This is a genomic window from Pseudomonas sp. GD04015, assembly GCF_029837675.1.
Lineage (GTDB): Bacteria > Pseudomonadota > Gammaproteobacteria > Pseudomonadales > Pseudomonadaceae > Aquipseudomonas > Aquipseudomonas paralcaligenes.
Window position 1 is genome coordinate 70,095 of record NZ_JAOEEE010000003.1, and the last position, 18,351, is coordinate 88,445.

The 18,351-nt window shown below is 66.9% G+C and carries 15 protein-coding genes; 10 read left to right on the top strand and 5 right to left on the bottom strand.

Features of this window, described 5'->3' with window-relative positions:
• Positions 1 to 43 precede the first annotated feature (43 nt).
• From N7640_RS03270 to N7640_RS03310, 9 genes are all read left to right on the top strand, one after another.
• Entirely contained in the window at positions 44 to 1,456 is a 1,413-nt protein-coding gene (locus N7640_RS03270) for a di-heme oxidoredictase family protein (protein WP_279905429.1), read from the top strand.
• Between the two features lie 10 nt (positions 1,457 to 1,466).
• A complete protein-coding gene (locus N7640_RS03275) occupies positions 1,467 to 2,528 on the top strand; it encodes an imelysin family protein (protein WP_220812889.1) in 1,062 nt (353 codons plus the stop codon).
• Complete coding sequence (locus N7640_RS03280; protein ID WP_279905428.1) at positions 2,529 to 3,623, top strand: DUF1513 domain-containing protein; 1,095 nt, start codon at positions 2,529 to 2,531, stop codon at positions 3,621 to 3,623.
• 239 nt (positions 3,624 to 3,862) lie between these two features.
• The gene (locus tag N7640_RS03285; RefSeq protein WP_279905427.1) at positions 3,863 to 5,488 is read left to right on the top strand and encodes a methyl-accepting chemotaxis protein; all 1,626 of its coding nucleotides are present in this window, start codon (positions 3,863 to 3,865) and stop codon (positions 5,486 to 5,488) included.
• A 189-nt stretch (positions 5,489 to 5,677) separates the two neighbouring features.
• The gene (locus N7640_RS03290; protein ID WP_279905426.1) at positions 5,678 to 6,826 is read left to right on the top strand and encodes an efflux RND transporter periplasmic adaptor subunit; all 1,149 of its coding nucleotides are present in this window, start codon (positions 5,678 to 5,680) and stop codon (positions 6,824 to 6,826) included.
• A gap of 23 nt (positions 6,827 to 6,849) precedes the next feature.
• Positions 6,850 to 9,897 (top strand): multidrug efflux RND transporter permease subunit, encoded by a 3,048-nt coding sequence (locus N7640_RS03295; RefSeq protein ID WP_279905425.1) that lies wholly within the window; start codon positions 6,850 to 6,852, stop codon positions 9,895 to 9,897.
• Positions 9,898 to 10,198: 301 nt separating this feature from the next.
• On the top strand, positions 10,199 to 10,882 hold the full coding sequence (locus N7640_RS03300; protein ID WP_279905424.1) for a response regulator transcription factor: 684 nt from the start codon (positions 10,199 to 10,201) through the stop codon (positions 10,880 to 10,882).
• Positions 10,872 to 12,155, top strand: a complete 1,284-nt coding sequence (locus tag N7640_RS03305) for a HAMP domain-containing sensor histidine kinase (protein WP_279905423.1) — start codon at positions 10,872 to 10,874, stop codon at positions 12,153 to 12,155. The genes N7640_RS03300 and N7640_RS03305 overlap by 11 nt, the downstream gene beginning before the upstream one ends.
• Positions 12,156 to 12,329: 174 nt before the next feature.
• Complete coding sequence (locus N7640_RS03310) at positions 12,330 to 12,566, top strand: hypothetical protein (RefSeq protein ID WP_220812896.1); 237 nt, start codon at positions 12,330 to 12,332, stop codon at positions 12,564 to 12,566.
• Positions 12,567 to 12,859: 293 nt separating this feature from the next.
• Here the strand turns inward: N7640_RS03310 and groL are convergent, their stop codons facing one another.
• The 4 genes from groL to N7640_RS03330 all read right to left on the bottom strand — a co-directional run bounded on the left by groL (position 12,860) and on the right by N7640_RS03330 (position 16,316).
• Entirely contained in the window at positions 12,860 to 14,500 is a 1,641-nt protein-coding gene (gene groL / locus N7640_RS03315; RefSeq protein WP_220812897.1) for a chaperonin GroEL, read from the bottom strand.
• Positions 14,501 to 14,544: 44 nt separating this feature from the next.
• The gene (locus N7640_RS03320) at positions 14,545 to 14,838 is read right to left on the bottom strand and encodes a co-chaperone GroES (protein WP_220812898.1); all 294 of its coding nucleotides are present in this window, start codon (positions 14,836 to 14,838) and stop codon (positions 14,545 to 14,547) included.
• A gap of 233 nt (positions 14,839 to 15,071) precedes the next feature.
• Positions 15,072 to 15,521: an FxsA family protein gene (locus N7640_RS03325; protein ID WP_279905422.1), complete on the bottom strand. Its 450-nt coding sequence runs from the start codon at positions 15,519 to 15,521 to the stop codon at positions 15,072 to 15,074.
• A gap of 63 nt (positions 15,522 to 15,584) precedes the next feature.
• Positions 15,585 to 16,316 (bottom strand): HugZ family protein, encoded by a 732-nt coding sequence (locus N7640_RS03330; protein ID WP_279905421.1) that lies wholly within the window; start codon positions 16,314 to 16,316, stop codon positions 15,585 to 15,587.
• Between the two features lie 104 nt (positions 16,317 to 16,420).
• Between N7640_RS03330 and N7640_RS03335 the strand changes: the two genes are divergently transcribed.
• Positions 16,421 to 17,179, top strand: a complete 759-nt coding sequence (locus N7640_RS03335; protein ID WP_279905420.1) for an SDR family oxidoreductase — start codon at positions 16,421 to 16,423, stop codon at positions 17,177 to 17,179.
• Positions 17,180 to 17,242: 63 nt separating this feature from the next.
• On the opposite strand, the gene N7640_RS03340 is transcribed toward N7640_RS03335, so the two are convergent.
• Positions 17,243 to 18,259, bottom strand: a complete 1,017-nt coding sequence (locus N7640_RS03340; protein ID WP_279905419.1) for an AraC family transcriptional regulator — start codon at positions 18,257 to 18,259, stop codon at positions 17,243 to 17,245.
• Positions 18,260 to 18,351: the final 92 nt, after the last annotated feature.

An 18,351-nucleotide genomic window follows, 5' to 3' on the forward strand; every position in this document is an offset into this window, starting at 1 on the left:
GCCTGCTAAGATTGCCCGCCTGACCGTTGTCCAGGTTCCACCGATGCCCTCCCCGCTGCGCCTCTGCCTCCTGTCCCTGAGCCTCGCCCTGGCGGCCTGCGAGCGCACGCCGGCACCGGCCGAGCCCGGCGAGGCGCTGTCCGGTGGCGCCACCACGGTGCGCCAGAGCGACCAGAACGCCTTCTCCATGCCCTCCGCGAACCTCATGCCCTCGCGCCGCCTGGACTTCTCGGTGGGCAACAGCTTCTTCCGCAACCCCTGGGTGATCCCGCCCGCTGCCACCACGGCCCGCGACGGCCTGGGCCCGCTGTTCAACACCAACGCCTGCCAGAACTGCCACATCAAGGACGGACGCGGCCACCCGCCCGAGCCGCACGCCACCAACGCCGTGTCGATGCTGGTGCGCCTGTCCATCGCCGACGACGGCTCGCCCGCCCACGCCGAGCTGCGCCGGCGCCTGGGCGTGGTGCCCGAGCCGGTGTACGGCGGCCAGCTGCAGGACATGAGCGTTCCCGGCGTCGAGCCCGAGGGCAAGGTGCGGATCGAGTACGACAGCCAGTCGGTCATGCTCGCCGACGGCACCCTCGTCGAACTGCACAAGCCGCGCCTGCTGATCACCAACCTCGGCTACGGCGAGATGCACCCGGCGACCCAGTTCTCCGCCCGGGTGGCCCCACCGATGATCGGCCTGGGCCTGCTGGAAGCGATCCCCGAGGTGGCCATCCTGGCCAACGCGGACCCGGACGACCGCGACGGCGACGGCATCCGCGGCGTGCCCAACCGGGTCTGGGACGAGGCGCTGGGCAAGACCGTGGTCGGCCGCTTCGGCTGGAAGGCGGGCCAGCCCAACCTCAACCAGCAGAATGTGCACGCCTTCTCCGGCGACATGGGCCTGACCACCAGCCTGCTGCCCCACGACGACTGCACCGAGGCCCAGGCAACCTGCCGTGCCATGCCGAACGGCGGCGAGCCGGAGGTCAGCGACAACATCCTGCGCACCGTGCTGTTCTACGCGCGCAACCTGGCGGTACCTGCCCGGCGTGGCGTCGACGACCTGGAAGTGCGGCGCGGCAAGCAGCTGTTCCACGATGCCGGCTGCCAGAAATGCCACGTTCCCAGCTACGTCACCGCCGCCGACGCCGCCGAACCCGAGCTGGCCAACCAGACCATCCGCCCCTATACCGATATGCTGCTGCACGACATGGGCGAGGGCCTGGCCGACGACCGCCCCGAGTTCGAGGCCAGCGGCCGCCAGTGGCGCACCCCACCGCTGTGGGGCATCGGCCTGACCGAAACGGTCAACGGCCACACCCGTTTCCTCCACGACGGTCGCGCCCGCAATCTGCTGGAGGCCATCCTCTGGCACGGCGGCGAGGCGGAAAGCGCCCGGCAGGCCGTCATCGACTTCGATGCCAGCGAGCGCGGCGCGCTGCTGGCCTTCCTCAACTCCCTCTAAGGAGCCCGGCATGACCCGTTCGCCCTTCGCCATCGCCCTGCTTGCCCTGGGTCTTTCCGCCTGCGGCCCGCAAGACCCGCAACAGAGCACCAGTGCGGCCCTGGCCGACGGCGTGCTGCTGCCCGCCTACGGCGCCTGGCAGCAGTCCAGCCAGAAGCTGGCCGAGAGCGCCAAGGCATTCTGCGCCGGCGACCAGGACCTGGGCGCCGCGCAGCAGGCCTTCCTCACCGACGTCGCCAGCTGGGCCGCGCTGCAGCCGCTGAACGTCGGCCCGCTCGCCGAGGGCAACCGCGCCTGGCAGGTGCAGTTCTGGCCGGACAAGAAGAACCTGGTGCAGCGCCAGGTCGAGGCGCTGCTGAAAAGCAAGCCGCAGCTGACCCAGGCCGACGTGGAAAAGGCCAGCGTGGTGGTGCAGGGGCTGACGGCCTACGAGTACGTGTTGTTCGATGCCGCCATCGACCTCTCCAACCCCGAGCAGAAGACCCGCTACTGCCCGCTGCTGACCGCCATCGGCGAGCACCAGCAGCAGCTCTCCGGCACCGTGCTGGAGCAGTGGCAGGCCAAGGACGGCATGGCCGCCCAGCTCAAGGCGTTCCCCAACGCCCGCTACGCCGACGCGCCCGAGGCCATGGCGGAACTGATGCGCGCCCAGATCAACGCCATCGACACCCTGAAGAAGAAGCTCGGCGCCGCCCTGGGCCGCCAGGCCAAGAGCCTGCCCCAGCCCTACCAGGCCGAGTTCTGGCGCAGCAACGCCAGCCTCTCCAGCCTCGCCGCCACCCTGGCCAGCGCCGAGCGCATGTGGCTGGGCGCGGACAAGGACGGCGTGCGCCAGCTGCTGGGCGACGAGCACAAGGAACTGGTCGAGCGCATCGACCAGCAGTACGCCGCCACCCGCCAGCAACTGGCCAACCTGCAGCGCCCACTGGGCGAACTGCTCGCCGACCAGGCCGGCCTCGCCGAGCTGAACGCCTTCTACGACAACCTCAACGTGCTGCACCGCCTGCAGGGCGGCGAAGTGGCCAAGATCCTCGGCGTACAGCTGGGCTTCAACGCCAACGACGGTGACTGAATGAAACGCAGAGCCTTTCTCGGCCTCGGCGGCCTGGCCCTGGCCGCCGGCGCCTTCGGTGGCTGGAAGCTGATCGACAACGGCCACCAGCCGCTGCTGCTGTCGGCCCGTGACGATGGCGACGGCAATCACTACGCCGTGGGTTACCGCCTGGACGGCAGCAAGGCGTTCGCCACCCGGGTGGCCGAACGCTGCCACGACGTGGTGCCCCACCCCAGCCTGCCGCTGGCGGTGTTCGTCGGCCGTCGGCCGAGCCGCGAGAGCTATCTGGTCGATACCCGCGACGGCCGCCTCCTGCAGACCCTGGACTCGCCGCCCGAGCGCCACTTCTACGGCCACGGCGTGTTCCACAAGAGCGGCGAGTGGTTCTACAGCACCGAGAACGACACTCGCGAACCGGGCCGCGGCGTGCTCGGGGTGTACCAGATGCAGGGCGAACGCCTGCAGCGGGTCGCCGAGCGCTCCACCCACGGCCTCGGTCCGCACCAGTTGCTGTGGATGCCCGGCGGCGAGGAACTGGTGGTGGCCAACGGCGGCATCCGCACCGAGGCCGACAGCCGGGTGATGATGAACCTGGACGCCATGGAGCCGAGCCTGGTGCTGATGCACCGCGACGGCACGCTGATCAGCAAGGAAACCCTGCCCCAGCAGATGAACAGCGTGCGCCACCTGGCCGTGGCCAGCGACGGCACCATCGTCTCCGGCCAGCAGTACGAGGGCGACCCGCAGGACGCCGTGCCGCTGCTCGCCATCAAGCGCCCGGGCCAGCCGTTCCAGCCCTTCCCCCTGGGCGAGGCCCAGCGCCTGGTGATGAACCAGTACACCGCCAGCCTGGCCATCCACGACGAGCTGCGCCTGGTGGCGCTGACCGCGCCGCGCGGCAACCGCTTCTTCATCTGGCACCTGGACAGCGCCGAGCTGCTGCTCGACGCGCCGCTGGCGGACTGCGCGGGCGTCGGCGCGGTTGCCGAGGGCTTCGTGGTCACCTCCGGGCAGAGTCGCTGCCGCGTGTACGATTGCCGTGGCGAACGGGTCGCCGTCCGTCACCTGGAGCTGCCGGCGGGCCTGTGGGACAACCACCTGCGCCTCGCCTGAACGGCTGACCGCCACGGCAGCCGGGCGCTCCCCCCGGCGCACCTTGCTCCCGCCGCAAGGCCAGGCGACAAAATGGCTCAAGGCCGGCAGCGCGCGGCCGACCTATACTGCACATCGCGTTCGCACCCGCGCCAGACGGCGCGGTGTCGCCGGCCTGCAACGGCCGGGTGATAGGGATATCCACAGTTCCGACGCCCATCCGGGCGCCCGGGCACACCACTCCCCAGAGGCATATCCCGATGTTCCTGCAAAAATCATTGCGCGCGCAGATCCTCGCCCTGCTCGGCGGCAGCCTGGCGCTGATCCTGGTCACCGCCCTGGCCTGCTTCAGCTTCCTTTCCAGCGGCATGCAATCCTACCGGGGCCTGCTCGACGGACCACTGCAGGCCGCCCGCCTGATCGACGCGACCAACGTCGAATTCAAGATCCAGGTGCAGGAATGGAAGAACGTCCTACTGCGCGGCCAGGACAGCGGTAACCTGTCCCGCTACTGGGGCCAGTTCGAGGCCCAGGAACGCAAGGTACAGGACATCCTCGGCCAGCTCTCGACCCTGACCGCCGACGACCGCAACCTGAAAGGCCAGGTGGACCGCCTGCGCAGCGAACACCAGACCCTCGGCGCCAACTACCGCAAGGGCCGCGACGCCTTCGTCGCCGCCAACGGCGATGCCACGGTCGGCGACGAGGCCGTCAAGGGCATCGACCGCGCCACCAGCGAGCAGATGACCGCCCTGGTCGACCAGCTGCGCGAGCAGAGCATCGAGCAGGCCGGGCAGATCAACGCCAGCGCCGACCGCACCATCCTGCTCGGCACCCTGATCATGCTCGGTGCCAGCATCGTCATCGCCCTGTTCAGCCTGTGGCTGGTCAACCGCCACCTGATCATCCCGATCCGCCACCTGATCAGCCACGTCGACGAACTCAGCCAGGGCCGCTTCGGCCAGCGGGTGGAAGTGGCGCGCAAGGACGAGCTGGGCCTGCTGGCCAGGGCCGCGAACACCCTGCGCGACTTCCTCGCCAGCACCACCGAGAGCCTGCGCCTGAGCAGCGGCAACCTGAATACCGCCAGCGGCGAGCTGAACGGCATCGCCGCGCGCATGACCGAGGGCGTCAACGAGCAGTTCGAGCGCACCGACCAGGTCGCCACCGCCATGCACGAGATGTCCGCCACCGCCCAGGAAGTGGCGCGCCACGCCGCCGAGGCGGCCCACGCTGCCAACGACGCCGACGACTCCGCGCGCCAGGGCGGGCAGGTGATGACGTCCACCATCCAGACCATCACCGGCATGCGCGGCGAGATCGCCAACACCGCCGAGGTGATCCGCCAGCTGGAGAGCGACAGCGGCCGCATCGGCAAGGTGCTGGAAGTGATCCGCGGCATCGCCGAGCAGACCAACCTGCTGGCGCTCAACGCGGCCATCGAGGCGGCCCGCGCCGGCGAGCAGGGCCGCGGCTTCGCCGTGGTGGCCGACGAGGTGCGCACCCTGGCCCAGCGCACCGCCGAGTCGACCGCCGAGATCCACCAGATCATCGACACGGTGCAGTCCGGCGCGCTCAATGCGGTACGCGCCATCGAGAGCGGTCGCAGCCGCAGCGAGGAGGGCCTGGCCCAGGTCACCGAGGCCGGCGCGATGCTGGAACGCATCACCGGCGCGGTGGAAGCGATCCGCGACATGAACCGGCAGATCGCCACCGCCGCCGAGGAGCAGACCTCGGTGGCCGAGGACATCTCGCGCAACCTCACCGAGATCACCGCCATCGCCAGTGCCAACCAGGACAACGTCGAGCGCACCCGGGCCGCCGGGCAGAACCTGCACGACCTCTCCGACGAGCTGAACCAGGTGACCCGCCGCCTGGGCGCCTGATCCCTAGAAACAGGTACAGGGACGTACCGGTTTCACGCCCATCCGTGCGGTTTGCGCGACAGTGCGTTGCGCCATGATGCCAGGGCAATGATTTGCAATTCCCGGCTTTTGACTTGGTGGACAAGTCGCACTAAGGTGCCTGCTTCGCCTATTCCCAGGCCCCTCTCTGCCTTGCCAAGGAAACGGAATATGTTGCTCCGCCGCATGCTCATCATGCTGGGCGTGGTACTCGTCGTGGTGCTCGCCCTCGCCGCCTACAAAGGCTTCTCCATCTACCAGCAGATCCAGATGTTCACGGCGCCGCAGCCGGCCATCAGCGTGTCCGCCGCCCTCGCCGAGGAAAAGGCCTGGCAGAGCCGCCTGCCCGCCATCGGCACGCTCAAGGCGTTCCAGGGCGTCGACCTGACCGTGGAAGTCAGCGGCACCGTACGCGACATGCTGTTCCGCTCCGGCGAGAAGGTCAGCCAGGGCCAGCCGCTGATCCAGATGGACAGCGCCGTGGAGCAGGCCAGCCTGGCCACCTCCGAGGCCGAGCTGAAGCTGGCGCGGGTGGAGTTCGAGCGCGGGCAGAACCTGGTCAAGCGCCAGGCCATCTCCAAGAGCGAGTTCGACCGCCTGGCCTCCGAGCTGCAGAAGGCCGACGCCAGCGTCGCCCAGCTCAAGGCCATGCTGGCCAAGAAGCGCATCAACGCGCCCTTCGCCGGCACCATCGGCATCCGCCAGGTGGACGTGGGCGACTTCCTGTCGTCAGGCACCGTCATCGCCACCCTGCAGGACCTGAGCACCCTGTTCGTCGACTTCTACCTGCCGGAACAGGCCGTGCCGCAACTGGCTATCGGCCAGCGCGTGCGCATCAGCGTGGCGGCCTACCCCGGCGAAGTGTTCGAGGGCGAGATCGGCGCCATCAACCCCAAGGTCGAGGAAAGCACCCGCAACCTGCAGGTCCGCGCCATGCTGCCGAACCCGGACAACAAGCTGCTACCGGGCATGTTCGCCAACCTCGAGGTACTGCTGCCGGGTGAGAAGACCCAGGTGGTGGTGCCGGAAACCGCCATCACCTACACCCTCTACGGCAACTCGGTGTACGTGATCGACGAGAAGAAGGACGACAAGGGCGCCGTGGTGAAGGACGACAAGGGCCAGGCCCAGCTGGTGGTCGAACGCCGCTTCGTCGAGACCGGCGAACGCCGCGACGGCATCGTGCTGGTCCTCAAGGGCCTCGAGGCAGGCGAGCAGGTGGTCACCGCCGGCCAGCTCAAGCTGGACAACGGTGCCCATGTGGTCGTCGCCGATGATTCGTCCCTGACCAAGCACAAACAAGCCAGCGCCGGGCAGTAAGGCCCGACGCCAAGGAATCCGCTATGGCTTTCACAGATCCGTTCATCCGGCGCCCGGTGCTCGCCACCGTGGTCAGCCTGCTGATCATCCTGCTGGGCTTCCAGGCCTTCAGCAAACTGGTGATCCGCCAGTACCCGCAGATGGAAAACGCCCTGATCACGGTGACCACCGCCTACCCGGGCGCCAACGCCGAGACCATCCAGGGCTACATCACCCAGCCGCTGCAGCAGAGCCTGGCCAGCGCCGAAGGCATCGACTACATGACCTCGGCCAGCCAGCAGAACGTGTCGGTCATCTCGATCTACGCGCGCATCGGCGCCGACACCGACCGGCTGTTCACCGAACTGCTGGCCAAGGCCAACGAGGTGAAGAACCAGCTGCCGCAGGACGCCGAGGACCCGGTGCTGTCCAAGGAGGCGGCCGACGCCTCGGCGCTGATGTATGTCAGCTTCTACAGCGACGAGCTGTCCAACCCGCAGATCACCGACTACCTGTCGCGGGTGATCCAGCCCAAGCTGGCCACCCTGCCCGGCATGGCCGAGGCCGAGATCCTCGGCAACCAGGTGTTCGCCATGCGCCTGTGGCTGGACCCGGTGAAGATGGCCGCCTACGGCATCACCGCCGTGGATGTGACCAGCGCCGTGCAGCGCTACAACTTCCTGGCCGCGGCCGGCGAGGTGAAGGGCGAGTACGTGGTCACCAGCATCAACGCCACCACCGACCTCAAGTCGGCCGAGGCCTTCGCCGCCATCCCGGTGAAGACCTCCGGCGACAGCCGCGTGCTGGTGCGCGACATCGCCCGGGTGGAGATGGGCGCGGAGAACTACGACTCGATCAGCTCCTTCGACGGCATCCCGTCCGTGTACATCGCCATCAAGGGCACGCCCAGCGCCAACCCGCTGGACGTGATCAAGCACGTGCGCGAGGCCCTGCCGGAGCTGGAGGCACAGCTGCCGCCGAACCTCAAGGTGTCCATCGCCTACGACGCCACCGAATTCATCCGCGCCTCCATCGACGAGGTGGTGAAGACCCTGGTCGAGGCGGTGCTGATCGTCATCGTGGTGGTGTTCCTGTTCCTCGGCGCCTTCCGCTCGGTGCTGATCCCGGTGATCACCATCCCGCTGTCGATGATCGGCGTGCTGTTCTTCATGCAGCTGATGGGCTACTCGATCAACCTGCTGACGCTGCTGGCGATGGTCCTGGCCATCGGCCTGGTGGTGGACGACGCCATCGTCGTGGTGGAGAACATCCACCGCCACATCGAGGAGGGCAAGACGCCGTTCGATGCCGCCATCGAGGGCGCCCGCGAGATCGCCGTGCCGGTGATCTCGATGACCATCACCCTGGCCGCGGTATACGCCCCCATTGGCTTCCTCGAGGGCCTGACCGGCGCGCTGTTCAAGGAGTTCGCCCTGACCCTGGCGGGCGCGGTGGTGATCTCCGGCGTGGTCGCCCTGACCCTGTCGCCGATGATGTGCTCCAAGCTGCTGCGCCACGAGGAAAATCCCTCGGGCCTGGCGCACAAGCTGGACATGATCTTCGACAAGCTCAAGCACCGCTACCAGAAGGCCCTGCACGGCACCCTCAACACCCGCCCGGTGGTGATCGTGTTCGGCGTGATCGTCATGTGCCTGATCCCCATCTTTCTCAAGTTCACCCACAGCGAACTGGCGCCGGAAGAGGACCAGGGCATCGTGTTCCTGTTCGCCAACGCGCCGCAGCCGACCAACCTGGACTACATGAACGCCTACACCGACCAGTTCGTGAAGATCTTCAAGGAGTTCCCCGAGTACTACTCGTCCTTCCAGATCAACGGCTTCGACGGCGTGCAGTCCGGCATCGGCGGCTTCCTGCTGACGCCCTGGGGCGAGCGCGACCGCACCCAGATGGAGCTGCTGCCGGAGGTCCAGGCCAAACTCAACGATATCCCCGGCCTGCAGATCTTCGGCTTCAACCTGCCGTCGCTGCCGGGCACCGGCGAGGGCCTGCCGTTCCAGTTCGTGATCAACACGCCGAACGACTACGAGTCGCTGCTGCAGGTGACCGAGCGGGTCAAGCAGCAGGCCATGGAGTCCGGCAAGTTCGCCTTCCTCAACGTCGACCTGGCGTTCGACAAGCCCGAGGTGGTGGTCGATATCGACCGCGCCAAGGCCGCGCAGATGGGCGTGTCGATGCAGGACCTGGGCGCCACCCTGGCCATCCTGCTCGGCGAGGGCGAGATCAACCGCTTCACCATCGACGGTCGCAGCTACAAGGTGATCGCCCAGGTCGAGCGGCCCTACCGGGACAACCCGGGCTGGCTGAGCAACTACTACGTCAAGAGCGAGAGCGGCGAGATGGTGCCGCTGGGCACCCTGATCAAGGTCAGTGATCGCGCCCGGCCGACCAAGCTCAAGCAGTTCCAGCAGCTCAACGCGGCGATCATCGAGGGCGTGCCGATCGTCAGCATGGGCGAGGCGGTGGAGACCGTGGCGCAGATCGCCCAGAAGGAGGCACCGCGCGGCTACACCTTCGACTACGCCGGCGCCTCGCGCCAGTACATTCAGGAGGGTAGCGCGCTGTACGTCACCTTCGCCCTGGCGATGGCGATCATCTTCCTGGTGCTGGCGGCGCAGTTCGAGAGCTTCCGCGACCCGCTGGTGATCCTGGTGACCGTGCCGCTGTCGATCTGCGGCGCGCTGATCCCGATCTTCCTCGGCTTCTCCAGCATGAACATCTACACCCAGGTGGGCCTGGTGACGCTGATCGGCCTGATCAGCAAGCACGGCATCCTGATCGTCGAGTTCGCCAACCAGCTGCGCCGCGACAAGGGCCTGTCGGTGCGCGACGCGATCGAGGAAGCCGCGTCGATCCGTCTGCGCCCGGTGCTGATGACCACCGCCGCCATGGTGTTCGGCATGGTGCCGCTGATCCTCGCCACCGGCGCGGGCGCGGTGAGCCGCTTCGACATCGGCCTGGTGATCGCCACCGGCATGTCCATCGGCACCCTGTTCACCCTGTTCGTGCTGCCCTGCGTGTACACCCTGCTGGCCAGCCCGGACAAGGCGCCGGCGGCCGTACCGGCCCACTGAGCCGCCCTCCCCCGGCGGCTCGAAAGGCTATGTACCCGTTATTCTGCTCTTGTGGGAGCGGCTGGGCGGCATTCCGATTGGCCGCGAAATTCGCGGATAAATCCGCTCCCACAAGGCATGCAACAACTAACGGGGACATAGCCACTCGAAAGCCGATGCCGGCGCAAACCGGCATCGGCTTTTTTCATGCGCCGCGCGTCCGCTGCCTAGGGTGTGAAAAAGCCGTCAATTGCTGCCGAACGGCGATGGCTCGGGGTATCTTTGCGCCACCTTTGCCGGCTGCCTGCCGAAGGAGCTTTCCATGCGCATCCTCCTGGTCGAGGACAACCGCGACATCCTGGCCAACATGGCCGACTACCTGCAGATCAAGGGCTACACCGTGGACTGCGCCCAGGACGGCCTGTCCGGGCTGCGCCTGGCCAGCAGCGAGCACTACGACCTGCTGGTGCTGGACATCATGCTGCCCGGCATCGACGGCTACACCCTCTGCCGGCGCCTGCGCGAAGAAGCGCGGCGCGACACGCCGGTGATCATGCTCACCGCCCGCGACCAGCTGAACGACCGGCTGCAGGGTTTCCAGGCGGGTGCCGACGACTACCTGATCAAGCCCTTCGCCCTCTCCGAACTGGCCGCGCGCATCGAGGCGGTGCTGCGCCGCAGCCTGGGCGGCGGCAAGCGGCTGCTGCAGGTGGGCGACCTCAGCTACGACCTCGACACCCTGGAGATCACCCGCGCCGACAAGCACCTCAAGCTGAACCCGGTGGGCCTCAAGCTGCTCGCGCTGCTGATGCAGAAGAGTCCGCACGTGGTGCGCCGCGAGGTGCTGGAAGAGGCGCTCTGGGGCGACGACTGCCCGGACAGCGACAGCCTGCGCAGCCATGTGCACCAGTTGCGCCAGGTGATCGACAAACCCTTCCCCCAGGCGCTGCTGCAGACCGTGCACGGCGTCGGCTACCGACTCGCGGAACCGGGCAATGGAGTTTAGGCAGAGCCTTTCGCGGCGCATCGTCATCGCCTTCGTGCTGATGACGGCCCTGGTCGGCGGCACCTTCGCCTTCGGCATCGTCGAGACCGTCCACCAGGTCGAGGAGCGGCTGATCTCCCAGGAGCTGAGCGGCGACCTCGGGCGTTTCCTGAAGATGGAGAGCATTTCCGACTGGCGCCACGAGCCGGAACCGGGCCAGCTCTTCTACTTCAGCGGTGGCCAGGGCGACTTCGCCCTGCCACCGGACCTGCAGGGGCTGTCGCTGGGGTTCCACGAGGTATTCCGCGGCGACAAGGCATTCCATGGATTCGTGCAGGTCGTCGACGGTCGCCGCTACGTGCTGCTGCAGGACCAGAGCGGCTTCGAGGACCGCGAGCAGTTGCTGTTCGCCGTGGTCCAGGTGGGCTTCCTGATCAGCCTCGCCCTGTCCGGCCTGCTCGGCTGGCTGCTGGCACGCAAGGTCATCGAGCCGGTGGTCCGGCTGTCACGCCAGGTACGTGCGCCCGAACAGCTGCTGGATGAAGCCCCGCGACTGGCGAAGGACTACGCCAGCGACGAGGTGGGCCAGCTCGCCGCCTCCTTCGATACCACGCTAGGGCTGCTGCGCCGCGCGCTGATGCGCGAGCGGCTGTTCACCAGCGACGTCAGCCATGAGCTGCGCACACCTCTCATGGTGCTGGCCAGCTCCTGCGAACTGCTGCTGGAAAGCTCCTGCCTGGACAACCGCGGCAGGACCCAGGTGCAGCGCATCGCCAACGCCTGCGAAGAAATGCGCGGTCTGGTGCAGACCTTCCTGACCCTGGCCCGTGCGCGCCAGGAAGATGCCGGCGGCACGCTCCGAGGCACCCTGGGCGAGGTCGCCGACGACCTGGTCGCGCAATGGCGGCCGGCCATCGAGGCCAAGGGACTGTCCTTCGACTACCAGCCGGAGCGGACCGGCGATCAGCGCTACAACGCACCGCTGCTGAAGTCGGTGCTGGGCAACCTGCTGCGCAACGCGCTGCACTACACCGAGCATGGACGCATCAGCCTGCGCCTGGACGAGCAGGGCTTCGTGGTCGAGGACAGTGGCGTGGGCATCCCCGCCGCCGAGCGCGAGGCGATGTTCCAGCCCTTCGTGCGCGGCGGCTCGGCCCGGGGAGAAGGACTCGGCCTGGGCCTGTCGCTGGTGCAGCGGATCTGCGAGAACCAGGGCTGGAGCGTGGAGCTGTCGGACGCCGAACCGAGGGGCTGCCGGTTCCAGGTTACCCTGATGGGCGGACACACCGTCTGACGGAAAAAGTTCCGCCCCACACCTCGTTCTGTCATATTCGCCCGGCAGTGTGAATCGCTCCCATTTCCACCCTGAACGCGACTCTACCGTTCGTCTGCCCGAACGGCGCACCAGTCCACCGTGTTCTAGCGTTTTCTGTGCAGTGCTTGGCAGTGCTTTCAAGGGGTTGCTTGAATGAAACTAGAAATCGCTCGAGGTATGTTCCTCGTAGGTGCCCTTGGCGTCACCGCCCTGGCCGCGGCGGCCTGGCAGGAGCCTGGCCCGCAGGTGCTGGACGCCATCAGCTGTGCCAAGCAGCAATGTCCGGCGGTTTCCACCCGCCACGGCAGCCTTGCCGCGGCCGACGTGAACGGCGACAACCTGCTGCTGCTGATGGTGGGCCTCTCCCACGCCCTGAAGGGCGAGCAGTAGCCCCACTTGTCCTGTAGGGTGCGCCACGCGCACCGGCAAGCCTGCACACAGCCCCGGTGTGGCGCCCCCACACCACATCGCTCCATGGGCACACATGGCCCACATGTCCCCGTTACGTGTTGCTGGCGCAATCCTGCTTTATGTGGGAGCGGCGCGACATTCCGATTGGCCGCGACATTCGCGGATAAATCCTCTCCCACAAGGTGTGCAGCAACCAACGGGACATACCAAAAGAAAAGCCCCGCCTGGAACCAGGCGGGGCTTTTTCGTTTCAGCTCGGGGAGCTGGTCGGCTTACATCATGCCGCCCATGCCACCCATGCCGCCCATGTCAGGCATGGCCGGAGCGGCCTTGTCTTCCGGGATGTCGGCGACCATCGCCTCGGTGGTGATCATCAGACCGCCGATGGAGGCAGCAGCCTGCAGGGCGGAACGGGTGACCTTGGCCGGGTCCAGGATGCCCATCTCGATCATGTCGCCATAGGTGTCGGTGGCAGCGTTGAAGCCGTAGTTGCCGGAACCGCTCTTCACCTTGTCGACCACCACGCTCGGCTCGCCGCCGGCGTTAGCGACGATCTGGCGCAGCGGAGACTCGACGGCGCGACGCAGCAGGGCGATACCGACGTCCTGATCCTCATTGTCGCCCTTCAGGCCGTCGATGGCTTGCAGGGCACGTACCAGGGCGACACCGCCGCCAGGCACCACGCCTTCTTCCACTGCGGCGCGGGTCGCGTGCAGGGCGTCTTCGACACGGGCCTTCTTCTCTTTCATCTCGACTTCGGTGGCAGCGCCGACCTTGATCACGGCAACACCACCGGCCAGCTTGGCCAGACGCTCTTGCAGCTTCTCCTTGTCGTAGTCGGAAGAGGTCTCTTCGACCTGCTTGCGGATCTGCGCAACACGAGCCTCGATGTCAGCCTGAGCGCCGGCACCGTCGATGATGGTGGTGTTTTCCTTGTTCAGCACGACGCGCTTGGCGTTACCCAGGTGCTCCAGGGTGGCGCCTTCCAGCGACAGGCCGACTTCCTCGGAAATCACGGTACCGCCGGTCAGGATGGCGATGTCCTGCAGCATGGCCTTGCGACGGTCGCCGAAGCCCGGAGCCTTGACGGCCGCGACCTTGACGATGCCACGCATGTTGTTGACCACCAGAGTGGCCAGGGCTTCGCCTTCCACGTCTTCGGCGACGATCAGCAGCGGACGACCGGACTTGGCGACGGCTTCCAGCACCGGCAGCAGTTCGCGGATGTTGGAGATCTTCTTGTCCACCAGCAGCAGCAGCGGGCCTTCCAGCTCGGCGACCATGGTGTCCGGCTTGTTGATGAAGTACGGGGACAGGTAGCCACGGTCGAACTGCATGCCTTCGACGACGGACAGTTCGTTTTCCAGGCCCGAGCCTTCTTCAACGGTGATCACGCCTTCCTTGCCGACCTTCTCCATGGCCTCGGCGATGATGTCGCCGATGGAGTTGTCGGAGTTGGCGGAGATGGTGCCTACCTGGGCGATGGCCTTGGTGTCGGCGCACGGCTTGGACAGCTCCTTCAGCTGGGCGACGATGGCCGCGGTGGCCTTGTCGATGCCGCGCTTGAGGTCCATCGGGTTCATGCCGGCGGCGACGGATTTCAGGCCTTCGTTGACGATGGCCTGGGCCAGAACGGTGGCGGTGGTGGTGCCGTCACCGGCGGCGTCGTTGGCCTTGGAGGCGACGTCCTTGACCAGCTGGGCGCCCATGTTCTCGAACTTGTCCTTCAGCTCGATCTCCTTGGCGACAGAGACGCCGTCCTTGGTGATCAGCGGAGCGCCGAAGCTGCGGTCCAGGACCACGTTGCGGCCTTTCGGGCCGAGGGTCGCTTTTACCGCGTCGGCCAGGACGTTGACGCCGACCAGCATCTTCTTGCGAGCGGAATCGCCGAATTTGACTTCTTTAGCAGCCATGGTGGTTGTTCCTCAATTCTTGGTTAAACGGAGATTCGCGGGGATCAGGCTTCGACGACGGCGAGGATTTCATGCTCGCCCATCACCAGCAGGTCTTCGCCGTCGACCTTGACGGTGTTGCTGCCGGAGTACGGGCCGAACACCACCTTGTCACCGACCTTGACGGCCAGCGGACGGACTTCGCCGTTGTCCAGAACCTTGCCGGTACCGACGGCGACGACTTCACCCTGGTTCGGCTTCTCGGCGGCCGAACCCGGCAGCACGATGCCGCCAGCGGTCTTGGTCTCTTCTTCGCTACGACGGATGACGACGCGGTCATGCAGAGGACGAAGCTTCATTGTCGATCTCTCCTGAGTCAGTTGTTTTCACTGGCCGGCGACTGCGCCGGCGGGTTTAGGCAATGTCCGGCGGGGCCGGATTGCGGCACGCTCGGGGCGCACCGCGGAAAAGTGTTCCACCGAAGCGGCAGAAACCTTGCGGTGAACGCTAGATAGGGGCGCTCAAGGGTATTTCAAGGGCGGACGGTGAAAAATTTTATGGCCGCCGGGTGCGCGGTGCGCACCGATGGGCCTCAATCGCGGCGCTGGTACTCGCCCTCGATCACGTGCGGATGGGTCTGGCCGGACTGCGCCTGGGGATCATCGAAGAAGGCACGCTGGCGCAGAGCCTGCTCCTGGGCACGGCGCTGCAGGCGGCCGATCATCAGGCGACGGGTGAAGGGAATCAGGCAGAGCAGGCCGAACACGTCGCTGATGAGGCCCGGCAGCAGCAGCAGGCCGCCACCTACGGCGATCAGCAGCCCCTCGAACATCTCCTGCTCGGGCATCTCGCCGCGCGCCAGCTTCTCGCGCGCACGCCAGGCGGTGGCGACACCGGCCACCCGCAGCAGGATGCTGCCGAGCACCGCCGTGCCGATGACCAGCAGCAGGGTGGGCAGCACGCCGATGGCGCTGCCGACCTTGATCAGCACGGCCAGCTCAATGATCGGGAACAGCAGGAACAGAAAGAGAAAAGCGCGCATCGCAGAGTCCTTGGCGGAAGAACGGCTTCCGATAGGGAGGAAGTATGGGGCCGCAGGCTGAATTCAACCTGAAACCGGCCCGACGGTCGGCCAGGTCTCGGCGCGAGCCAGCAGTACCAGGGCCTGGCGCACGGCACCCGGGTTGTTACAGGATGTTGGAAAGGCCAGCCAGTGGAGCGCCTTGCCGATACGCAGGTGGAAACCCTCGTTGTCGATGCCGACCAGTCGCGCCGGCTCGTGGTCCGGCAGGCCGGCCAGCTGTACGTAATGGGCGATGGCGCTGGCGTGGTCGTCGTTCATGTGTTCGACCATGCCGCGCTCGGCTTCGCCCGCGTGCGGGTTGGCCAGGTTCACATCCTGCAGCCAGTGGATGGCGCCGAAGCCGCCGATGAAACGACAGCGCACCGGCTCCAGCACCCAGAAATCGAAGTCATGGGCGCTATGATAGTCGCGCGACTCGGGGAAATAGCGGTAGTAGCGCTCGGCGGCGGCCTCGATATCGGCCGGCGCTTGCAACTGCCGGGCCTCGGCCAGCAGGGTCAGGCGCCCGGCGGCCTGCACGTCCTCGGCGCCACGTTCGCCAACCAGCAGCGAACACTTGGCATCCTTCTGCAGGTTGTGAGTGTGCTGGGCGATGCGGCTGATCAGGATCAGTGGTCGACCCTGCCCATCCAGGCAATAGGGCACCACCGATCCGAAAGGGAAGCCCGGCATGCTCTTGGAATGGGTGGAAAGCACGCCCCGGTATTCCTTGAGCAGCAATTCTCGGGCATTCTTTTCCGCCGTCATGCTCAATTTATGACTCCTCGCTGAGAATTCGTCGAAAACAAAACGGAAAGGCGCCCGGAATAACCGTGGCGCCAGCGAGGCCATCTGCCAGACCTTCGAGGAGTAGTGTTATGGAACTCAAAGACAAAGTCATCATCATCACCGGCGGCTGCCAGGGCCTGGGCCGCGCCATGGGCGAGTACCTGGCCGCGCGCGGCGCCCGGCTGGCGCTGGTCGACCTGAACCAGGAGAAGCTGGACGAAGCCGTGGCCGCCTGCAAGGCCGCCGGCGGCGACGCCCGCGCCTACCTGTGCAACGTGGCCAACGAGGAGCAGGTGACCCACATGGTCGCCCAGGTGGCCGAGGACTTCGGCGCCATCAACGGCCTGGTCAACAACGCCGGCATCCTGCGCGACGGCCTGACCATCAAGGTCAAGGACGGCGAGATGACCAAGATGAGCCTGGCCCAGTGGCAGTCTGTGATCGACGTCAACCTGACCGGCGTGTTCCTGTGCACCCGCGAAGTGGCGGCGAAGATGATCGAGCTGAAGAACCAGGGCGCGATCGTCAACATCTCCTCCATCTCACGCGCCGGCAACATGGGCCAGGCCAACTACTCCGCGGCCAAGGCCGGCGTCGCCGCCGACACCGTGGTATGGGCCAAGGAACTGGCGCGCTACGGCATCCGCGTGGCCGGCGTCGCTCCTGGCTTCATCGAGACCGAGATGACCGGCGGCATGAAGCCGGAAGCCCTGGAGAAGATGACCTCCGGCATCCCGCTGCGCCGCATGGGCAAGCCGGCCGAGATCGCCCACTCGGTGGCCTACATCCTGGAAAACGACTACTACACCGGTCGCATCCTCGAGCTGGACGGCGGCCTGCGCCTGTAACCGCAGCGGAGCCCCGCCCTGGCGGGGCTCCAACTCTCTCCCCCTCCCCCGATTCTCCCCGCCCTACCCGGCTCGATAATGGCTGGGCGCCTTGCCCGTCCACTTGAGAAAGGCCCGGCGGAAGTTGGACGGATCGCTGAAGCCCAGCAACTGGGCGATCTCGAACAGCGGCAGGTGGGTGGTCTCCAGATACTGCAGGGCCAGCCGCTTGCGCACTTCGTCGAGCACCTGCTGGTAGCTGGTGCCGGCCGCCGCCAGATGGCGACGCAGGCTGCGGCCGCTGGTGTGCAGCGCCTGGGCGGCGCTGTCCAGGCTGGGAAAGTCGCCGGGGCGCGCCAGCAACAGGCGCCGCAGGCGGCTGAGCAATCCTTCCTGCACATCCAGGGTGGCCAGCAGGGCCTCGCACTGCTGCTCGCACATCTGCATGGTGGCCGGATTGGCCAGGGCCATGGGCCGGTTCAGGTAGTGGCGTGGCAGGCGGAACCAGTGCCAGGGCTGGTCGAACTGAGGCTGCACGGCGAAGGCCTCCAGATAGCGCTCGGCGTGCCCCGGCGCGGGGAAGGTGAAGCCGACCTCGATGCCCATCGGCCGCTCGCCCAGGAGGAACTGGGCGATGGCATACAGGCTGCCGAACAGGCCCTCGGCGGCGAACCGGCCGAGCATGCCGAGCGGGATCGACTCGCTGGCGCGCAGCTCCAGCCAGTCCGCGCTTTCCACCAGTTCCAGATCGAAGGTCAGGCCCAGCACCCGGTAGTACTTGAGCGCGAACTGCACGGCGCGGCCCAGGTTGGCGCTGGACAGCAGGGCATAGCCGAGAATCCCGTGGGTCGAGGCGTTCAGGCGCAGCCCGAGCAGCAGGCCCAATGCCGGCTCGTCGCAGAGCGACAGCGCGGCGCCGGCCAGTTGATGAAAGTCGGCGAGAGAGAGCCTGCCGGTCGGATTGTGCAGCAGCTCCGCACGCAGCCCGGCGACGGACAGCAGGTGCTCGCGGGCGACGCCGAACTCGCCGGCGAGCTGCAGCAGCGCCTCGGCGTAGGTGATCGGCACGAGTTCCGAATGCAGGGTCAGGGGTTTGCTCATGTCCTGCTCGTCCGCCACTGGCCGGATATGACCTGAAGAATGGCTGAAGATAACCTTGTTCCGGAAAAGCCGGCAAGCCCATAGTCGGAACA